At 63.0% G+C, this 15,070-nt stretch carries 14 protein-coding genes; 5 read left to right on the top strand and 9 right to left on the bottom strand.

The annotated features are described in order from the left end of the window. Window positions 1-54 precede the first annotated feature (54 nt). The gene (gene ptsP, locus NH195_RS17850) at window positions 55-2,307 is read left to right on the top strand and encodes a phosphoenolpyruvate--protein phosphotransferase (protein ID WP_066710218.1); all 2,253 of its coding nucleotides are present in this window, start codon (window positions 55-57) and stop codon (window positions 2,305-2,307) included. Between the two features lie 6 nt (window positions 2,308-2,313). Here ptsP and NH195_RS17845 read toward each other — a convergent pair whose 3' ends face one another. Both NH195_RS17845 and NH195_RS17840 read right to left on the bottom strand, forming a co-directional pair. Then, entirely contained in the window at window positions 2,314-3,084 is a 771-nt protein-coding gene (locus tag NH195_RS17845; RefSeq protein ID WP_081424015.1) for an EcsC family protein, read from the bottom strand. Window positions 3,085-3,099: 15 nt separating this feature from the next. Then, entirely contained in the window at window positions 3,100-3,591 is a 492-nt protein-coding gene (locus NH195_RS17840) for a GNAT family N-acetyltransferase (protein WP_066710216.1), read from the bottom strand. 105 nt (window positions 3,592-3,696) lie between these two features. On the opposite strand from NH195_RS17840, the gene NH195_RS17835 reads away from it, so the two are divergent. Next, a complete protein-coding gene (locus NH195_RS17835) occupies window positions 3,697-4,281 on the top strand; it encodes a flavin reductase family protein (RefSeq protein ID WP_066710215.1) in 585 nt (194 codons plus the stop codon). A gap of 97 nt (window positions 4,282-4,378) precedes the next feature. Here NH195_RS17835 and NH195_RS17830 read toward each other — a convergent pair whose 3' ends face one another. The 3 genes from NH195_RS17830 to NH195_RS17820 all read right to left on the bottom strand — a co-directional run bounded on the left by NH195_RS17830 (window position 4,379) and on the right by NH195_RS17820 (window position 7,857). Continuing rightward, window positions 4,379-5,947: a SulP family inorganic anion transporter gene (locus NH195_RS17830; RefSeq protein WP_420795682.1), complete on the bottom strand. Its 1,569-nt coding sequence runs from the start codon at window positions 5,945-5,947 to the stop codon at window positions 4,379-4,381. Between the two features lie 177 nt (window positions 5,948-6,124). Then, a complete protein-coding gene (locus NH195_RS17825) occupies window positions 6,125-6,742 on the bottom strand; it encodes an aminotransferase class IV family protein (protein WP_066710210.1) in 618 nt (205 codons plus the stop codon). Beyond that, the gene (locus tag NH195_RS17820; protein ID WP_066710207.1) at window positions 6,739-7,857 is read right to left on the bottom strand and encodes an aminodeoxychorismate synthase component I; all 1,119 of its coding nucleotides are present in this window, start codon (window positions 7,855-7,857) and stop codon (window positions 6,739-6,741) included. The genes NH195_RS17825 and NH195_RS17820 overlap by 4 nt, the downstream gene beginning before the upstream one ends. Before the next feature lie 195 nt (window positions 7,858-8,052). On the opposite strand from NH195_RS17820, the gene NH195_RS17815 reads away from it, so the two are divergent. Genes NH195_RS17815 through NH195_RS17805 form a run of 3 tightly spaced genes read left to right on the top strand, consistent with a single transcriptional unit; the run spans window position 8,053 to window position 10,116 of the window. Then, entirely contained in the window at window positions 8,053-8,934 is an 882-nt protein-coding gene (locus tag NH195_RS17815; protein WP_066710203.1) for an S-methyl-5'-thioadenosine phosphorylase, read from the top strand. A gap of 4 nt (window positions 8,935-8,938) precedes the next feature. After that, window positions 8,939-9,568, top strand: coding sequence for a LysE family translocator (locus NH195_RS17810; protein ID WP_066710201.1), 630 nt, complete (start codon window positions 8,939-8,941; stop codon window positions 9,566-9,568). A 17-nt stretch (window positions 9,569-9,585) separates the two neighbouring features. Continuing rightward, window positions 9,586-10,116, top strand: coding sequence for an adenine phosphoribosyltransferase (locus NH195_RS17805; RefSeq protein ID WP_066710199.1), 531 nt, complete (start codon window positions 9,586-9,588; stop codon window positions 10,114-10,116). Between the two features lie 185 nt (window positions 10,117-10,301). Here NH195_RS17805 and NH195_RS17800 read toward each other — a convergent pair whose 3' ends face one another. The 4 genes from NH195_RS17800 to thrC all read right to left on the bottom strand — a co-directional run bounded on the left by NH195_RS17800 (window position 10,302) and on the right by thrC (window position 15,070). After that, the gene (locus tag NH195_RS17800; RefSeq protein WP_066710196.1) at window positions 10,302-11,714 is read right to left on the bottom strand and encodes an FAD-binding oxidoreductase; all 1,413 of its coding nucleotides are present in this window, start codon (window positions 11,712-11,714) and stop codon (window positions 10,302-10,304) included. 127 nt (window positions 11,715-11,841) lie between these two features. Continuing rightward, window positions 11,842-12,432, bottom strand: a complete 591-nt coding sequence (locus NH195_RS17795) for a GNAT family N-acetyltransferase (protein ID WP_066710194.1) — start codon at window positions 12,430-12,432, stop codon at window positions 11,842-11,844. Next, window positions 12,432-13,691 (bottom strand): M16 family metallopeptidase, encoded by a 1,260-nt coding sequence (locus tag NH195_RS17790; protein WP_066710192.1) that lies wholly within the window; start codon window positions 13,689-13,691, stop codon window positions 12,432-12,434. The genes NH195_RS17795 and NH195_RS17790 overlap by 1 nt, the downstream gene beginning before the upstream one ends. Beyond that, window positions 13,688-15,070, bottom strand: coding sequence for a threonine synthase (gene thrC / locus NH195_RS17785; protein ID WP_066710191.1), 1,383 nt, complete (start codon window positions 15,068-15,070; stop codon window positions 13,688-13,690). The genes NH195_RS17790 and thrC overlap by 4 nt, the downstream gene beginning before the upstream one ends.

Below are 15,070 nucleotides of genomic sequence, written 5' to 3'. Positions count from 1 at the left end.
GTGCTCTAAGAAGACGACGCCCAAAGCAAGGCGCGCAAGAGGACCGGCGGGGACATGCCAAACAATATGGAGAGCGAAAGCCGGAAGCTTCTGGGCCGGCTCAGGGACACTCTGGCCGAGGACAGCGCCGGGCAGGCGCGCCTTGATCGCATCACCCATCTGATCGCCGACAGCATGCAGACCGAGGTCTGTTCGATCTACCTGTTCCGCGACAAGGACACGCTCGAACTTTGCGCCACCGAAGGCCTCAAACCCGAGGCCGTGCACAAGACCCGGATGCGCATCGGCGAAGGCCTCGTGGGCCGGGTCGCCCGCACCCGCTGCATGGTCAACACCGCCGACGCCCCCGCCGAGCCGGGGTTCCGCTATATGCCCGAGACCGGCGAGGAAATTTATTCCAGCTTTTTCGGCCTGCCAATCCAGCGTCTTGGCGAAATACTCGGCGTTCTGGTCGTTCAGTCGAAAGAGGCCCGCGCCTTCACCGACGATGAGGTCTACGCCCTCGAAGTGGTCGCCATGGTGCTGGCCGAAATGACCGAGCTTGGCGCCTTCGTCGGCGACGAGGGCGGCATGGGCGCGCTCCACACCCACCCCGTGCTGTTTCGCGGCGCCACCGGCCAGGAGGGCGTCGCCGAAGGGCATGTCTATCTCCACGAACCGCGCGTCGTGATCACCAACCCGGTGGCCGACGACCCGGAGGCCGAATCCCTGCGCCTGCGCGAAGCGGTGGACAAGCTGCGGATCTCCGTCGACAGCATGCTTGCCCGTGTCGAACCCTCCGACAAGGACCAGCGCGAGGTGCTTGAGGCCTATCGCATGTTCGCCAATTCCCGTGGCTGGATGCGCCGGATGGAAGAGGACATCGGGCGCGGTCTCTCCGCCGAGGCCGCCGTCGAAAAAGAACAAAGCGCCGCGCGCAGCCGTCTCGCCACCGTGCCCGACCCCTATATGCGCGAGCGGTTGCACGATCTCGACGACCTGTCGAACCGGCTTTTGCGCATCCTCACCGGGCAGGGCAAGGAAACCGGCGCCGAGATGCCGGAGAACCCCATTCTCGTGGCCCGCAATATCGGCCCCGGCGAGCTTCTGGACTATGGCAAGGATCTCAAGGGCATCGTGTTGGAGCAGGGCTCCGTCGGCTCGCATGCCGCCGTCGTCGCCCGCGCCTGGGCGATCCCTCTGGTGATCCATGCCGAGGGCATCACCACCGAAGCGCTCAATGGCAACGCAATCCTCATAGATGGCGATCAGGGCATCGTGCACCTGCGTCCCGAAGAAACCGTCGCCACCGCCTTCCGTGACAAGATCGCGATGCAGGCCGAGGCGCAGAAACGCTATGCCGGTCTCGTCGGTCTTCCGGCGCAGACGCTGTGCGGCAAACACATCGCGCTGCACATGAACGCCGGGCTGATGGCCGACCTGCCCTCTCTCGCCACATCCGGGGCCGAAGGCGTGGGGCTGTTCCGCACCGAGTTGCAGTTCCTGATCCGCAACAAGGTGCCGAAACGTGGCGATCTCGCCTCGCTCTATGCCCGCGTCATGGATGCCGCCAAGGGCAAGCGCGTGGTGTTCCGCACCCTCGACATCGGCTCCGACAAGGTGCTGCCCTACATGAAGCCGCAGGAAGAACCCAACCCCGCGATGGGGTGGCGCGCGATCCGCGTCGGTCTCGACCGGGGCGGTGTCATGCGGATGCAGTTGCAGGCCCTGATCCGCGCCGCAGCAGGCCGCCCGCTCACCATCATGTTCCCCTTCGTGGCGCAATTCGACGAGTTCCGCGACGCCAAGGCCATGCTCGCCGCCGTGCTGGAAAGCGAAGGCAAACTGGGCCATGTCCTTCCCGCCTCGCTCGAAGTTGGCGCGATGTTGGAGACCCCGTCGCTGGCCTTCGCCCCCGACCGGTTCTTCGAGGAAACCGATTTCATCTCCATCGGCGGCAACGATCTCAAACAGTTCTTCTTCGCCGCCGACCGGGAAAACGAACGCGTCCGCAAGCGCTACGACACGCTGAACTATTCCTTCCTGAGCTTCATCCGCCAGATCGTCGCCCGCTGCGACCAGTTCGACACGCCCGTGTCCTTCTGTGGCGAGGATGCCGGGCGGCCTTTGGAAGCGGTGGCCTTCGCCGCCATGGGCGTGCGCACCCTGTCGATGCGCCCGGCCTCCATCGGCCCGGTCAAGGCCATGCTGCGGCGTCTGGACCTCGACGAAGTGGCGGCGGTGATCGACCAGGCGGCGGCCGATGGCGCGCAATCGGTGCGCAAGGCGCTCTCCGAACATCTCGCGGAGCGCGGGTTCATCACCTGAAACGCGTTAGCGCTTCATCTCCACGCGCAGCATCTCTTTCAGCGCGTCAAACCCCAGATCGCTGTCTTCGGCCATGCGCAGAAGCCCGAAGCTCACATGCGCCATGTCCTGATAATAGGCGGTATAGGCGTAATTCGTCGCCGCCCCTGCCACCGCGCCCAGAACGGGAATGGTCTGGGTCGCAAGCTTCTGCCCCAGCACCACCGACAGCCGCGGCGCGACCTTGGCGATGATGCCGTTGAGCGTCGCTCCGGTCAGCGTCGTGCGTGCCGCCAGAAACCCGAGATCGGCCCCGTCGTCCGCCTCCAAGGGTCCGGCAGCGGCAAAGACCTGAATGCAGGCCTTGCGCACATCCTCGCGCTCGGGATCGAAGCCGTGTTCCTCGGCCACCACCTGAATCGCATGCAAAAGCACCGTCGTCGTCACCGGCAATTCGGCCAGAGCGGTCGGCAAGCCCCCGGCCCCGCCCAGCGCCCCAAGCCCGGAGGTCACAGCCCGCGACAGCCACGTATTGCCCTTCACATTGCGCCGTCCGCGCGCCGCACCGTCAAAGGCCAGTTCAAGCGCCGACATCGTGGCGCTTTCCAATTGCCCGCGCACCGGCCCGGGCAGCTTGTTGAACAACCCGTCGGCGGTGCCGCCGACCATGTTCAGCAATTGCATGCCGGGGTGATTGGCGCGTTTGAGACGCCGCGCAAGCGCGCGGATCGCCTCCGGCGTCGGGGCTTGCAACACGGCATGAGAGCCATCGGTGAGGGGCGGCAATTCTTTCATCATGTCCCTTAGATGGGATCAGTCGTCCTTGTGGACAAGCCCCTCAACGCCGTCCCAGGCTCCGGGGCGCAGAGCCACGCCCAAAACCCGGTCGGGGTTGGTCGGCGGCGGCATCTGGACACGGTCGAGCTTCTCGAAACCGAAACGGCTGTAATAGGGCGCATCGCCCACCAGCATCACCCTGTCCCAGCCAAGGCGCACCGCCTCCGCCATCGACTCGGTCATCAACATGCCGCCAAGCCCCTCGCCCTGACGCGTCGGGTGCACGGCGACAGGCCCCAGCAAGAGCGCGCGGTGTTCGCCTGCCCCGATGCGGATCGGCCAGAACCGAATCGCGGCGGCCAGAACGCCATCCTCGTCACGAGCGATCAGGCAAAGATCCTGAACCTTCGGCACGCCGTCGCGCAGGCGATAAGACGACAAAAGCTCGCGCCCGGGTGCAAAACAGGTGTCGTAGAGGGCTTCGACCTCCCACCAATCCGCGTCCGTTTCCACGTCGAGCTTGTACACATCCGCCTCATTTCTCGCCGCAGGGCTTGCAGCCTGCTGGTTTTGCTCGAAATCCTGCTAGCACGACGCTACATGAGGGGCAACGCGAAGAAGAGGTCCCGCACAATGTTCTACCGCCCCAAAGACGGCCATGGCCTGCCACACAATCCGTTCAACGCCATCGTGTCGCCCCGCCCCATCGGCTGGATCTCCACCCGTTCGTCGGACGGGCACGAAAACCTCGCGCCCTATTCCTTCTTCAACGCCGTCGCCTATATCCCGCCGCAGGTGATGTTCTCCACCGTCGGTGCGAAGGATTCCCTGCGCAACCTCCGGGAAACCGGCGAATTCTGCGTCAATCTGGTGGGCGCGAACCAGATCGCGGTGATGAACGCCTCCTCCGAGGCGCTCGGCTTCGAGGAGGACGAATTCGCCCATTCCGGCGCGCTCCGCGCACCCTGTCGCGACATCGCCTGTTCCCGCGTCGAGGACGCGCCGGCCTCTCTCGAATGCAAGGTGAGCCAGATCGTGCGCCTCGAAGGCAAGGAGAACTTCGCGATTTTCGGCGAGGTCGTCGGCATCCACATCCGCGAGGATTGTGTCATCGACGGGCGGTTCGATGTCGTCCATGCCCGAATGCTGTCGCGGCTCGGCTATCGCGATTACGCCGAGGTCAAAGAGGTCTTCGAACTGACGCGCCCGAATGATTAATCCCCAATGACTGAGCTTGTCTGAGTATTTTTCCAGCAAAGGAAACGCATAAGGGGCCACTAGGGCCCCTTTTCTTGTCTTTATCGAATATTCGGGCTCAGTGGCCAGCGCCCAGCACCCCGGTGCGCACCGAATAGTCGGTGGCGACCTCGTAATCCGGGTCGTCGTCGCTGTCGATCATCAGGTGACCGGCGTTTTTCAGGAGCTGGTGACAATCGCGCGACAGATGTCGGAGCTGGATTTCCTTGCCCTGTGCTTCGTATTTGCCCGCAAGGCTTTCGATCGCGTTCAGCGCGGACTGATCCGCCACCCGGCTGTCGCCGAAATCGACGATCACCATCGACGGGTCGGTGGCCGGGTCGAACATTTCGAGGAAGCCTTCGACCGAACCAAAGAACAGCGGCCCCTGGATCTGATAGACCTTCGCCCCTTCCGGCGTTTCATAGGTCTTGGCATGGATGCGCGAGGCGTTCTGCCAGGCATAGGCCAGCGCGGAGACGATCACGCCGACGACCACCGCCACCGCGAGGTCTTCGAACACGGTCACTACGGTCACGAGCACGATGACGAAAGCGTCGACACGCGGCACTTTGCGCATCACGTTGAACGAATTCCACGCAAACGTGCCGATCACCACCATGAACATCACCCCCACGAGGGCTGCGAGCGGGATTTGTTCGATCAGCGGGCTTGCGACCACGATGAAGAGCAACAGGAACACCGCCGCAGTGATCCCGGCCAGACGCGTCCGCCCGCCGGATTTCACGTTGATCATCGACTGGCCGATCATGGCGCAGCCGCCCATGCCGCCGAAAAAGCCGGTGACGAGATTGGCCGTGCCCTGTGCGACACATTCCTGCGACACGCCACCACGCTCGCCCTTGATCTCGCCCACGAGGTTCAGCGTCAGAAGGCTCTCGATCAGGCCCACGGCGGCCCCGACCAGCGCATAGGGGAAGATGATCTTGAGCGTCGCAAGGAAGCTGTCCATGCTCTCGAACATCGGCACGGCAGGGATATGAAACTGCGGCAACCCGCCTTTGATCGTCGCCATATCGCCCACACGCGGCACGTCGATGCCAAAGGCGATCACCACCCCTGCGGTCACCAGAATGCCCGCCAGCGGTGCCGGTATGACCGACGTGAATTTGGGCAGGAAATGCACCACCGCCATGGTCAGGCCGACCAGCGCCAGCATGATCATCAGAGGCAGACCGGACATGTAATGATCCGTCCCCGGCTCTTTGAATTGCGTCATCTGAGCAAGGAAGATCACGACGGCGAGGCCATTGACGAACCCGAGCATCACCGGATGTGGCACCAGACGGATGAATTTGCCGAGCCGGAAAATCCCCGCGAGGATTTGCAGAAGCCCCATAAGAACCACGGTCGCAAAAAGGTATTCGACCCCGTGGTCCGCAACGAGGCTCACAAGCACCACCGCAATCGCCCCCGTCGCCCCGGAAATCATCCCCGGACGTCCGCCAATCAGCGCGGTGATCAACCCCATCAGGAAAGCGGCATAGAGCCCGACCAACGGGTTCACCCCGGCGACAAAGGCAAAAGCCACCGCCTCCGGCACCAGAGCCAGAGCGACGGTCAACCCCGACAGCAGGTCGGTTTTGATTTGTTTCGGCGTCAGCGGATAGGAAGACGAAGAGGTAATGGAGAGATTCTTCGCAAAACTTGCGAGTGCGGATTGGATCACGGGGGGCCCCCAGATGTCAGGAAAGGTGCGTTTGCCCCCTCTTAGCGCGATTGTCACCGTGGCGCAAAGACCGAAGCCGAACGCTCCCCCCAATCGAGTGGCAGGACCGCAACAGGTTCGACGGAGCTGGCCAGTTTACCCGACCAGCTTCGCCGGGATCAGTCCACGCAGGGAATTTCCGACCCAGACCCGCACCGCCGTGCGCAGGTCCGCTTCGGTCAGAACCGCTTCGCGCACACGTCCCTGGGCCAGCATCTCCTCGCGCAGCACCCCCGGCAACAGCCCCGAAGACAAGGCGGGGGTCAGCATCTCGCCGCCCCGCTCCAGAAAGACATTGGTGATCGTGCCTTCGCAAAGCTCCCCGCGCGTGTTGAGGAACAGCAGCTCGTCGACCCCCTCGGGCAACGCCGCGCGGGCCTGATCGTAGAGCTGGCGCTCGGTCGTCTTGACCGAGAGCCAAGGGGCGGTCGGATCAAGGCGCGTTTCGTGCACCTGCACCCTGAACACAGGTTTCGCGAGGGCAAGCGGCGCGTCTTGCAACTCGAGCGTACCCGCCCGAGCCAGCGTCAGACGCATCCGGCGCGGGATGTCGGCGCGAAACTCCGTCATGAGGCGTTCGGCCTCCGCCCGATCGAACGCGACGTTCAGCTTTTCCGCCGTCCGCGCCATCCGCGCGAGGTGCAGTTCTCCCCGCGTCATCCCTTTCTCGGGCACGTAGCCAAAAGTCTCGATGATACGGAAACCGTCGCTCATGAGATGGGCTCCAGATCGGCAAAGCGGGATTTCAGCAGCGCCTCGTCATATTCCGACTGCGCCTCACTGTCATAGACCACACCGCCGCCGACATGCAGTCGTGCCTGCCCGTCTGCCATTTCCAGAGTGCGGATCGCCACGTTGAAACACGAGCGCCCATCCGGCGCGGCCCATCCGATGGAGCCGCAATAATGCCCACGCGGACCGGCCTCCAGCTCGTGAATGATCTCCATCGCGCGGATTTTGGGGGCGCCCGTAACGGACCCGCAAGGAAACAGCGCACGGAAACGATCGTAAAGGCCGATCCCCGGCAAAAGACGCGCCGTGACGGTCGAGGTCATCTGATGCACGGTGGCGTAGCTTTCGATCTCGAAAAGTTTGGGCACCTTGACCGACCCCACCTCTGACACACGCGACAGGTCGTTGCGCAACAGATCGACGATCATCAGGTTCTCAGCCTGATTTTTCTCAGACCCGGCGAGCCAATCCCTGGAAGCGACATCCTCTTCCGGCGTCGTGCCACGCGGCACGGTGCCTTTCATCGGACGTACGGTGATGCCCCCGGCCCCGTCGGTCTCGTAGAACAGCTCCGGTGAACGCGACAGAACCGCCGTGCCATCGGGCCGTTCGATCAAAGCGCCGTGGCCCACAGGCTGGCGCGCCTTGAGCCGGTCATAGAGCGCGCGCGGTGCGAGATCGGAACTCAGTGTCAGCGGAAAAGTCAGGTTGGCCTGATAAATATCGCCAGCACGGATGTACTGCGCCACCGCGTCAAAGGCTTCCTCATAGCGCCCTGCGCCCCAGAGCGGCTGCTTATCCGTAGAGCCTTCGTTCGGAACCTCGCGGGCGCTCTGGGGCGCAGGCGCCTCGTAAATCCCGACTTCCAGAAGCGGCACATCGCGCCCCTCCGGCAAGAGCGGCAAGAGGCACGGCTCGAAACAATAACCCAGCTCATAGGAAAACCCGCCCGCGATCCAGAAGCCCTCCGCCAGAGCCGCCTCCAACCGATCGAACGCCACCGCAACCTCGTCCGGGTGGTGGGCGAAGACCATATCTTTCGGGTTATGGAACAGGCTGCCTTCGTTCAAAGGTCCTGTATCGAATTCGATCCGCATCTCATCCCCGGCGTGTTCGGACGCGCAGCGTTCTACGGCGTGCCCCCCCGCTTTGGCAAGTCCACCTGCGCCTCCTGTCGCAGTTCTCCTGAGCCAGATCGCCGTGCACTCAATGTGCGCCCTGTCGAATTGCCTCTTGCGCGCCGCAATGCTGCGCCGCAAAGTTGGGCGGAACAGGCGAGCCAGGAGACGAATATGACGGGAAAACAGCGTGTGATCGGCGTGATGGGCGGCTCTGGCGTCTATGAGATCGACGGGCTGGAGGATGCCGCCTGGCAGGAGGTCATCACCCCTTGGGGCGATCCCTCCGACGCGCTTCTCACCGGCACGTTGGATGGCGTCAAAATGGTCTTCCTGCCCCGTCACGGGCGCGGGCATGTCCATTCACCCTCCACCGTCAATTACCGCGCCAATATCGACGCGATGAAACAGATGGGCGTCACCGATCTGTTTTCCGTCTCCGCTGTCGGATCGTTCCGCGAAGAAATGGCGCCCGGCGATTTCGTCATCGTCGATCAGTTCATCGACCGGACCTTTGCCCGCGAAAAATCCTTTTTCGGCACGGGCTGCGTCGCGCATGTTTCCGTCGCCCACCCGGTCTGCGAACGCCTGTCCGGCATCGCCTATGAGGCCGCGCGCGCGACGGGCGTCACGGTTCATATGGGCGGCACATATCTCGCCATGGAAGGGCCGCAGTTCTCCTCCATGGCCGAGAGCGAGATGTACCGAGACTGGGGCTGCGACGTGATCGGCATGACCAATATGCCGGAGGCCAAACTCGCCCGCGAAGCCGAAATTTGCTACGCCTCCATCGCCATGGTCACCGATTACGACAGTTGGCACCCGGATCACGGCGCGGTGCAGATCACCGACATCCTCAAGACGCTCAAGGCCAACACGGCGCACGCCAAATCCCTTGTCGCGGCACTCCCCGAGCTTTTGGGCGGCGCTTATGAACCCTGCCCCTTCGGCTGCGACCGTGCGCTTGAGTATGCGATCATGACCGCGCCGGACAAACGCGATCCGGAGATGATCGAGAAACTGGCGACCGTCGCAGGTCGTGTCTTGAAAGGATAACCCGATGCCCTTAGACCTTTGGCTGGCCTTTGTCGCCGCCTCCACCGCTTTGCTGATGATCCCCGGCCCGACGATCCTTCTGGTGCTCTCCTATGCCCTCACCCAGGGCAAACGCGTCGCCGTCGCCACCGCTCTCGGCGTCGCACTTGGCGATTTCATCGCCATGACCGCCTCGCTTCTGGGTCTGGGCGCGCTGGTGATGGCCTCGGCCACCGCCTTTACCGCCCTCAAATGGGTCGGCGCCATCTACCTCTTCTACCTCGGCTTCAAGATGCTGAAATCCGCCCCCCACGCCACGCTCGGCACGGTCGAACAGATGGGCCATGTCAGTTCGAAACAGGTGTTCACCCATGCCGCTGCGGTCACCGCGCTGAACCCGAAATCCATCGGTTTCTTCATCGCCTTCGTGCCGCAGTTCATCACGCCCTCCGCCCCCATTGCGCCGCAATTCATCGTGCTGATCGCAACCTTCGTCACCCTCGCCACCCTCAATGCTCTGGCCTATGCGCTCCTCGCCAATCGTATGCGCCAACGCATCCAGCGTCCCCGCGTGCTGCGCAACATGACCCGCGCGGGCGGCATCGCGCTCCTCGGCATGGGGGCCTTGACCGCCACGCTGCGCCGCGCCGCCTGACAGAAGAGAGAAAGACCATGAAAACCGTCAAGGATTACATCCGCACCATCGTCGATTTCCCGCACGAGGGCATCCTGTTCCGCGATGTCACCACGCTCTTTGCCGATCCGCGCGGCATGCGGCTTGCCATCGACCAGTTGCTCGATCCTTACGTCGGCCAGCGCATCGACAAGGTGGTCGGCCTCGAAGCCCGCGGGTTCATCATCGGCGGCGCCATCGCGCATCAGCTCTCCATCGGTTTCGTCCCGATCCGTAAAAAGGGCAAACTGCCGGGTGCTGTGATCTCCGAAGAGTACAAACTCGAATATGGCGAGGCCGTCGTCGAGGTGCATGACGACGCGATCCAGCCCGGCGAGAAAATCCTCGTGGTCGACGATCTTCTCGCCACCGGCGGCACCGCAGAGGCCGGGATCAAACTGGTCGAACGTCTGGGCGGCGAAATCGTCGGCTGCGCCTTCATCATCGACCTGCCGGACCTCGGTGGTCGCAAACGTCTGGAAGATCTCGGCTACGACATCCACGCCCTCTGCCAATTCGAAGGGCTTTAAACGCTTTCGTAAGGAAACGAACATAAAGCTGTGCCTGTTCCGAGGAGCCGGAATGCTGTCTGCACCACATGTGAGCACTCACATCCCGCGCCCTGATCGCCCCCCCGATCAGGGCGCTTTTCTCTGTGCCCCGCCGGCTCTCAAAGCACAAACCAGCTTTCTGATGGCTGAAATACTCAGCCCCCTTAGCCCCGCAGCACCGCGCCGGGGTTCATGATCCCCTTCGGATCGAGCGCCGCCTTGATCGCCCGCATCGCAAACAATTTCGCCGGATCGCCATAGCGCTCCAGATCCTCCGCCTTCAAACGCCCGACGCCGTGCTCGGCGGAAAACGACCCGTCGTATTCCGCCACCAGATCATGCACCACGCGCTTCACCTCGGCCCGGATATTCTCATATTCCGACCGGTCCCGCCCCTTCGCGGGGAACACGTTGTAATGCAGATTGCCGTCCCCCAGATGGCCAAAGGCATTCACCCGCACATCTCCCAATTCCGACAACCGTTCGATCCCCTCCGGGATGAACGCCGCAATCCTTGACAGCGGAATGGAAATGTCATGCGAGGAAATCGACCCGATCCGCTTGTTGCCCTCCGGGATCGTCTCCCTGAGCGTCCAGAACTCCTGCCGCTGCGCCTCGCTCTGGGCAATCACGCCATCGCTCACCAACCCCGCCTCAAACGCGCGCTCAAACAGCGTCGCCAGCATCTCGTCCGGGTCGGATGCGCCCGACACGCCCAGATCCATGAACACGCACCACTCCGGGCGGGTCTCGAACGGCTGGCGAATATCCGGCACCGTCTCAGCCAAAAACTCCAGCCCCATCCCGGAGATCAATTCGAAGGCCGAAATTCCCTCCCCGGCAATCCCCTGTGCCATGTTCAAAAGCTCCAGCGCCGCCGCAGGGGACGGCACCACAAGGATCGCCGCCGCCGTCCGCTCCGGCCTCGGGAACAACCGAAGCGCCGCCGCCGTGATCACCCCCAGCGTCCCCTCCGCCCCGATCAGCAGGTTGCGAATATCGTAGCCCGTGTTGTCCTTGCGCAGCCGTTTCAGCCCGTGGAAAATCTGCCCGTCCGGCAAAACCGCCTCAATCCCGAGACAGAGCTCCCGCGCATTGCCATAGCGCAACACATTCAGCCCCCCCGCGTTGGTCGAGAGATTCCCCCCGATCCGGCAGGTCCCTTCGGCCCCCAATGAGAGCGGGAACAACCGCCCTGCCTCTTCCGCCGCGTTCTGCACATCGGCCAAAATCGCCCCGGCTTCCGCGACAATCATGTTCTCCTGCGGATAGACCGCGCGAATGTGAGTCATCCGCTCCAGCGACAAAACCACCGGCGCCGGTCCCTCATAGGCGATCTGACCAAGGACCAATCCGGTGCCGCCGCCCAATGGCACGATGCCCACGCCTGCCTCGTGGCAAAGCCGCACCACGGTGGCGACCTCTTCGACCGTCTTCGGACAAGCGATCGCTGCGGCCTGCCCGTGATAGCGCCCGCGCGGGTCTTCCAACTCGCCGGGACGGCGGTCGCGCAGCGTGCCGGGCGGCAGGGCCGCGTCAAGCCGGTCGAGAAATTCGGGTGTGGCGGGTTGGGTCATCGGGAACTCCTTTCCCCCGGATGTAGCTCAAAGCGGCTCACACGGAAAGAAGCAGCGCCCGCGCAAGGGTCCGACAAAAGTCCGACAGAAATCCGACGCTTTGCCGACAGAGGTTTCAGCGCCGCAATCAGGCCAGCCCGACATCCGTCGGCCCTCGCCGGTCGTGCCGCAGCGAGGAATAAAGCACATGGTTGCGCCAGCGCCCGTTGATCTGCAAATACGCCTGCGCCACGCCTTCATATTTGAATCCGGCCTTCTCCAAAGCCCCCCGCGAGGCGGCGTTTTCCGGCAGGCAGGCGGCTTCGATCCGGCTCAGATCGAGCCTGGTGAAGGCATGATGCACCACCGCCGCGATGGCCTCTTTCATATATCCCTGACGGGCGTAACGCGCGCCGATCCAATAGCCGATGGTCCCCGCCTGTGCAGGCCCCCGCCGGATGTTGTCCAGCGTCAGCGCCCCCACCAAAGCCTCATCTTCCCGGCGAAACAGAAACACCGGCAGGCCGGTGTCCGCCTTATAGGTCCGCTCCGCCCAGAAGACACGATTGGTAAAGGCCTTGCGCGTCAGGTGATCCGCCGCCCAGGTCGGCTCCCAAGGTTGCAAGAACTCCCGGCTCTCCGCCCGTAACACCGCCCAGGCGCGATAATCGGCATGTTGCGGCAGGCGTAAGACCATGCGCTCCGTGTCGATCTTCACCTTGGGGCGGCGCTTGAGCATCAGGCGGCGAACCTTTCGCGCAGATGCTCCAGTTCAGGGGCGGCTTTGACCGGGCCGTAAAGCGCCATGGAGGCCTTACCCATACCGGTTTTCACAAGGAATTCCCGCACGTTATCCACCGTCACCGCATTGATCCGCTCGACGGTTTCCTCAAGCGCCGGGATGCGCCCCCAGATGCCGATCATCCGCGCATTGCGCTCGGCGCGCGACGACGGGCTTTCCAGCCCCATCAACAATCCGGCCTTGATCTGCGCCCGCGCACGATCCACTTCCACGAGTGTCATCTCTTCGGCGGCACGTTTCATCTCGTCGATGGTCACTTCCGCCAGATCCTTGATCTGATCGCCCGACGTGCCCGCATAAATCGTGGTCAGGCCGGTGTCGGAATAGGCCCCGGATTGCGCGTAGATCGTATAGCAAAGACCGCGCCGTTCGCGCAGTTCCTGAAACAAACGCGAGGACATGCCGCCGCCCAAAGCGGTGGTCGCGGTCTGCGCGATATAGATGTCCTCGTCGCGGTACGCCGGGCCTTCGAAGGCCAGCGTGAAATGCGCCTGTTCGAGTTTCTTGACCTTGCGATACTGGCCGCCTTGGAACTTGGCCGGATCGGCATGATCGCGACCATGCGGTTTGAGCCCGCCGAAAATCTCTTCGGCCTCGGCGACGATCCGGTCGTGGTCGATATTGCCCGCAGCCGACAACACCATGCGCTCGGGGCTGTAATGCTCTTCGACAAACCCTGCGAGATCGTCACGGCTGAAACTCCGCACCCGCTCGGCAGGGCCCAGAATGGTCCGGCCCAGCGCTTGTTTCGGATAGGTCGCCTCTTGCAGCCAATCGAAAATCACATCGTCCGGCGTATCGAGCGCCTGCCCGATTTCCGACAGGATCACACCGCGCTCAAGCTCCAACTCTTTCGGATCGAAAATCGGATTGAGCACGATGTCCCCGATCACATCGAGCGCCAGAGACACGTCGTCTTTCAGCACCCGCGCGTAATAGGCCGTGGTCTCCCGCGTCGTATAGGCGTTGAGATACCCACCCACGTTTTCAAGCACTTCCGCGATTTCCAGCGGCGTGCGGCGATGCGTGCCTTTGAAGGCCATATGTTCGAGAAAATGCGCAATGCCATTTTGTTCGAGCCGCTCATGCCGCCCGCCCGCCATGACCCAGACCCCGATGGAGGCCGACTGCATCGAGGGCTGAAGCTCGGTGACGATGCGAAACCCGTTGGGCAGCGTGTGAATGCGCGGGCTCAAGCAAGACGCTCCTTGATCAGGGTTTTCAGCCCTTCGAGATCGTTCGGCACAACCGTGAAGCGTTCGTCGCGTTCGAACAGGTCCGCCATATGTGGCGGAAGCGCCGGGTGCACGCCACAGGCGGCTTCCACGGCAGCGGGGAATTTCGCAGGGTGAGCGGTCGAAAGCGAGATCATCGGCACTTCGGACAGGTTCTCCTCGCCGACCTTGACGGCCACGGCGGTATGCGGGCAGAGCACTTCGCCGGTGCGCGCATACATGTCGGTGATCGTTGCGCTGGTTTCCTCCTCCGAGGCCCGGCCAGAGGTGAAGGTTTCACGCAGACGATCCATCGCCCCCTGCGAAATCGCAAAAGAGCCGGATTTCAATTCATCCATAAGTTGGGCAATCGCGGCCCCTTCGCGGTCATAGACATCGAACAGGGCACGTTCGAAATTCGAAGACACCTGAATGTCCATCGACGGCGAGATCGACGGCGTCACGCCCTCTTTCGTATAGGCGCCCGTCACCATGGTGCGGTGCAGAATGTCGTTCTGGTTGGTCGCGATCACCAGCTTGTCGACCTGAAGCCCCATGCGTTTCGCAATATAGCCGGCGAAAATATCGCCGAAATTGCCGGTCGGCACGGTGAAGGACACCTTGCGATGCGGCGCGCCGAGAGAGACGGCGGAGGTGAAATAATACACCACCTGCGCCAAAACGCGCGCCCAGTTGATCGAGTTCACAGCGGCCAGTTTGACGCCCTCGCGGAAGTCCTGATCGGCGAACATTTCTTTCAGCGCGGCCTGACAATCGTCGAAATCGCCCTCGACGGCGAGCGCATGCACGTTGCTCTCCGGCGGCGTCGTCATCTGGCGACGCTGCACATCGGACACACGGCCATGCGGGAAGAGGATGAACACATCCACATTCGACAGGCCTTTGAACGCCTCAATCGCGGCGGAGCCGGTGTCGCCGGAGGTCGCGCCAACGATGGTCACATGTTTGCCGGAGCGCGACAGGGCAGCCTGGAACAACTGGCCGATGAGCTGCATCGCGAAATCCTTGAACGCCAGCGTCGGCCCGTGGAACAGCTCCAAAAGGAAATGGTTCGGCCCCAACTGCACCAGCGGCGCGCGGGCATCGTGTTTGAACCCGGCGTAGGCCTTGGAAATGATTTCCTTGAATTCCGCATCCGTGAAGGTCTCGCCGATGAAGGGCTTCATCACGATGAACGCCGCTTCTTCGTAGGACAGCCCGGCCAGAGAGGCGATCTGATCCGCACTCAGGGTCGGGATGGTCTCGGGCACGTAAAGCCCGCCGTCGGAGGCAAGGCCCGTCAGCATGGCCTCTTCAAAGTTCAGCACCGGCGCTTGGCCACGGGTCGAAATGTAACGCAT

The sequence above is a fragment of the Celeribacter ethanolicus genome, assembly GCF_001550095.1.
Taxonomy (GTDB): domain Bacteria; phylum Pseudomonadota; class Alphaproteobacteria; order Rhodobacterales; family Rhodobacteraceae; genus Celeribacter; species Celeribacter ethanolicus.
This window is presented reverse-complemented; position numbering and strand designations above follow the sequence as displayed.

Excerpts from the sequence above, each read along its gene's own strand:
- NH195_RS17795 (WP_066710194.1), bottom strand. The coding sequence starts at position 12,432 with ATGCTCAAGCGCCGCCCCAAGGTGAAGATCGACACGGAGCGCATGGTC.
- NH195_RS17825 (WP_066710210.1), bottom strand. The coding sequence starts at position 6,742 with ATGAGCGACGGTTTCCGTATCATCGAGACTTTTGGCTACGTGCCCGAG.
- NH195_RS17800 (WP_066710196.1), bottom strand. The coding sequence starts at position 11,714 with ATGACCCAACCCGCCACACCCGAATTTCTCGACCGGCTTGACGCGGCC.
- NH195_RS17805 (WP_066710199.1), top strand. The coding sequence starts at position 9,586 with ATGAAAACCGTCAAGGATTACATCCGCACCATCGTCGATTTCCCGCAC.
- NH195_RS17810 (WP_066710201.1), top strand. The coding sequence starts at position 8,939 with ATGCCCTTAGACCTTTGGCTGGCCTTTGTCGCCGCCTCCACCGCTTTG.
- NH195_RS17845 (WP_081424015.1), bottom strand. The coding sequence starts at position 3,084 with ATGATGAAAGAATTGCCGCCCCTCACCGATGGCTCTCATGCCGTGTTG.
- thrC (WP_066710191.1), bottom strand. The coding sequence starts at position 15,070 with ATGCGTTACATTTCGACCCGTGGCCAAGCGCCGGTGCTGAACTTTGAA.
- NH195_RS17815 (WP_066710203.1), top strand. The coding sequence starts at position 8,053 with ATGACGGGAAAACAGCGTGTGATCGGCGTGATGGGCGGCTCTGGCGTC.
- ptsP (WP_066710218.1), top strand. The coding sequence starts at position 55 with ATGCCAAACAATATGGAGAGCGAAAGCCGGAAGCTTCTGGGCCGGCTC.
- NH195_RS17820 (WP_066710207.1), bottom strand. The coding sequence starts at position 7,857 with ATGCGGATCGAATTCGATACAGGACCTTTGAACGAAGGCAGCCTGTTC.
- NH195_RS17835 (WP_066710215.1), top strand. The coding sequence starts at position 3,697 with ATGTTCTACCGCCCCAAAGACGGCCATGGCCTGCCACACAATCCGTTC.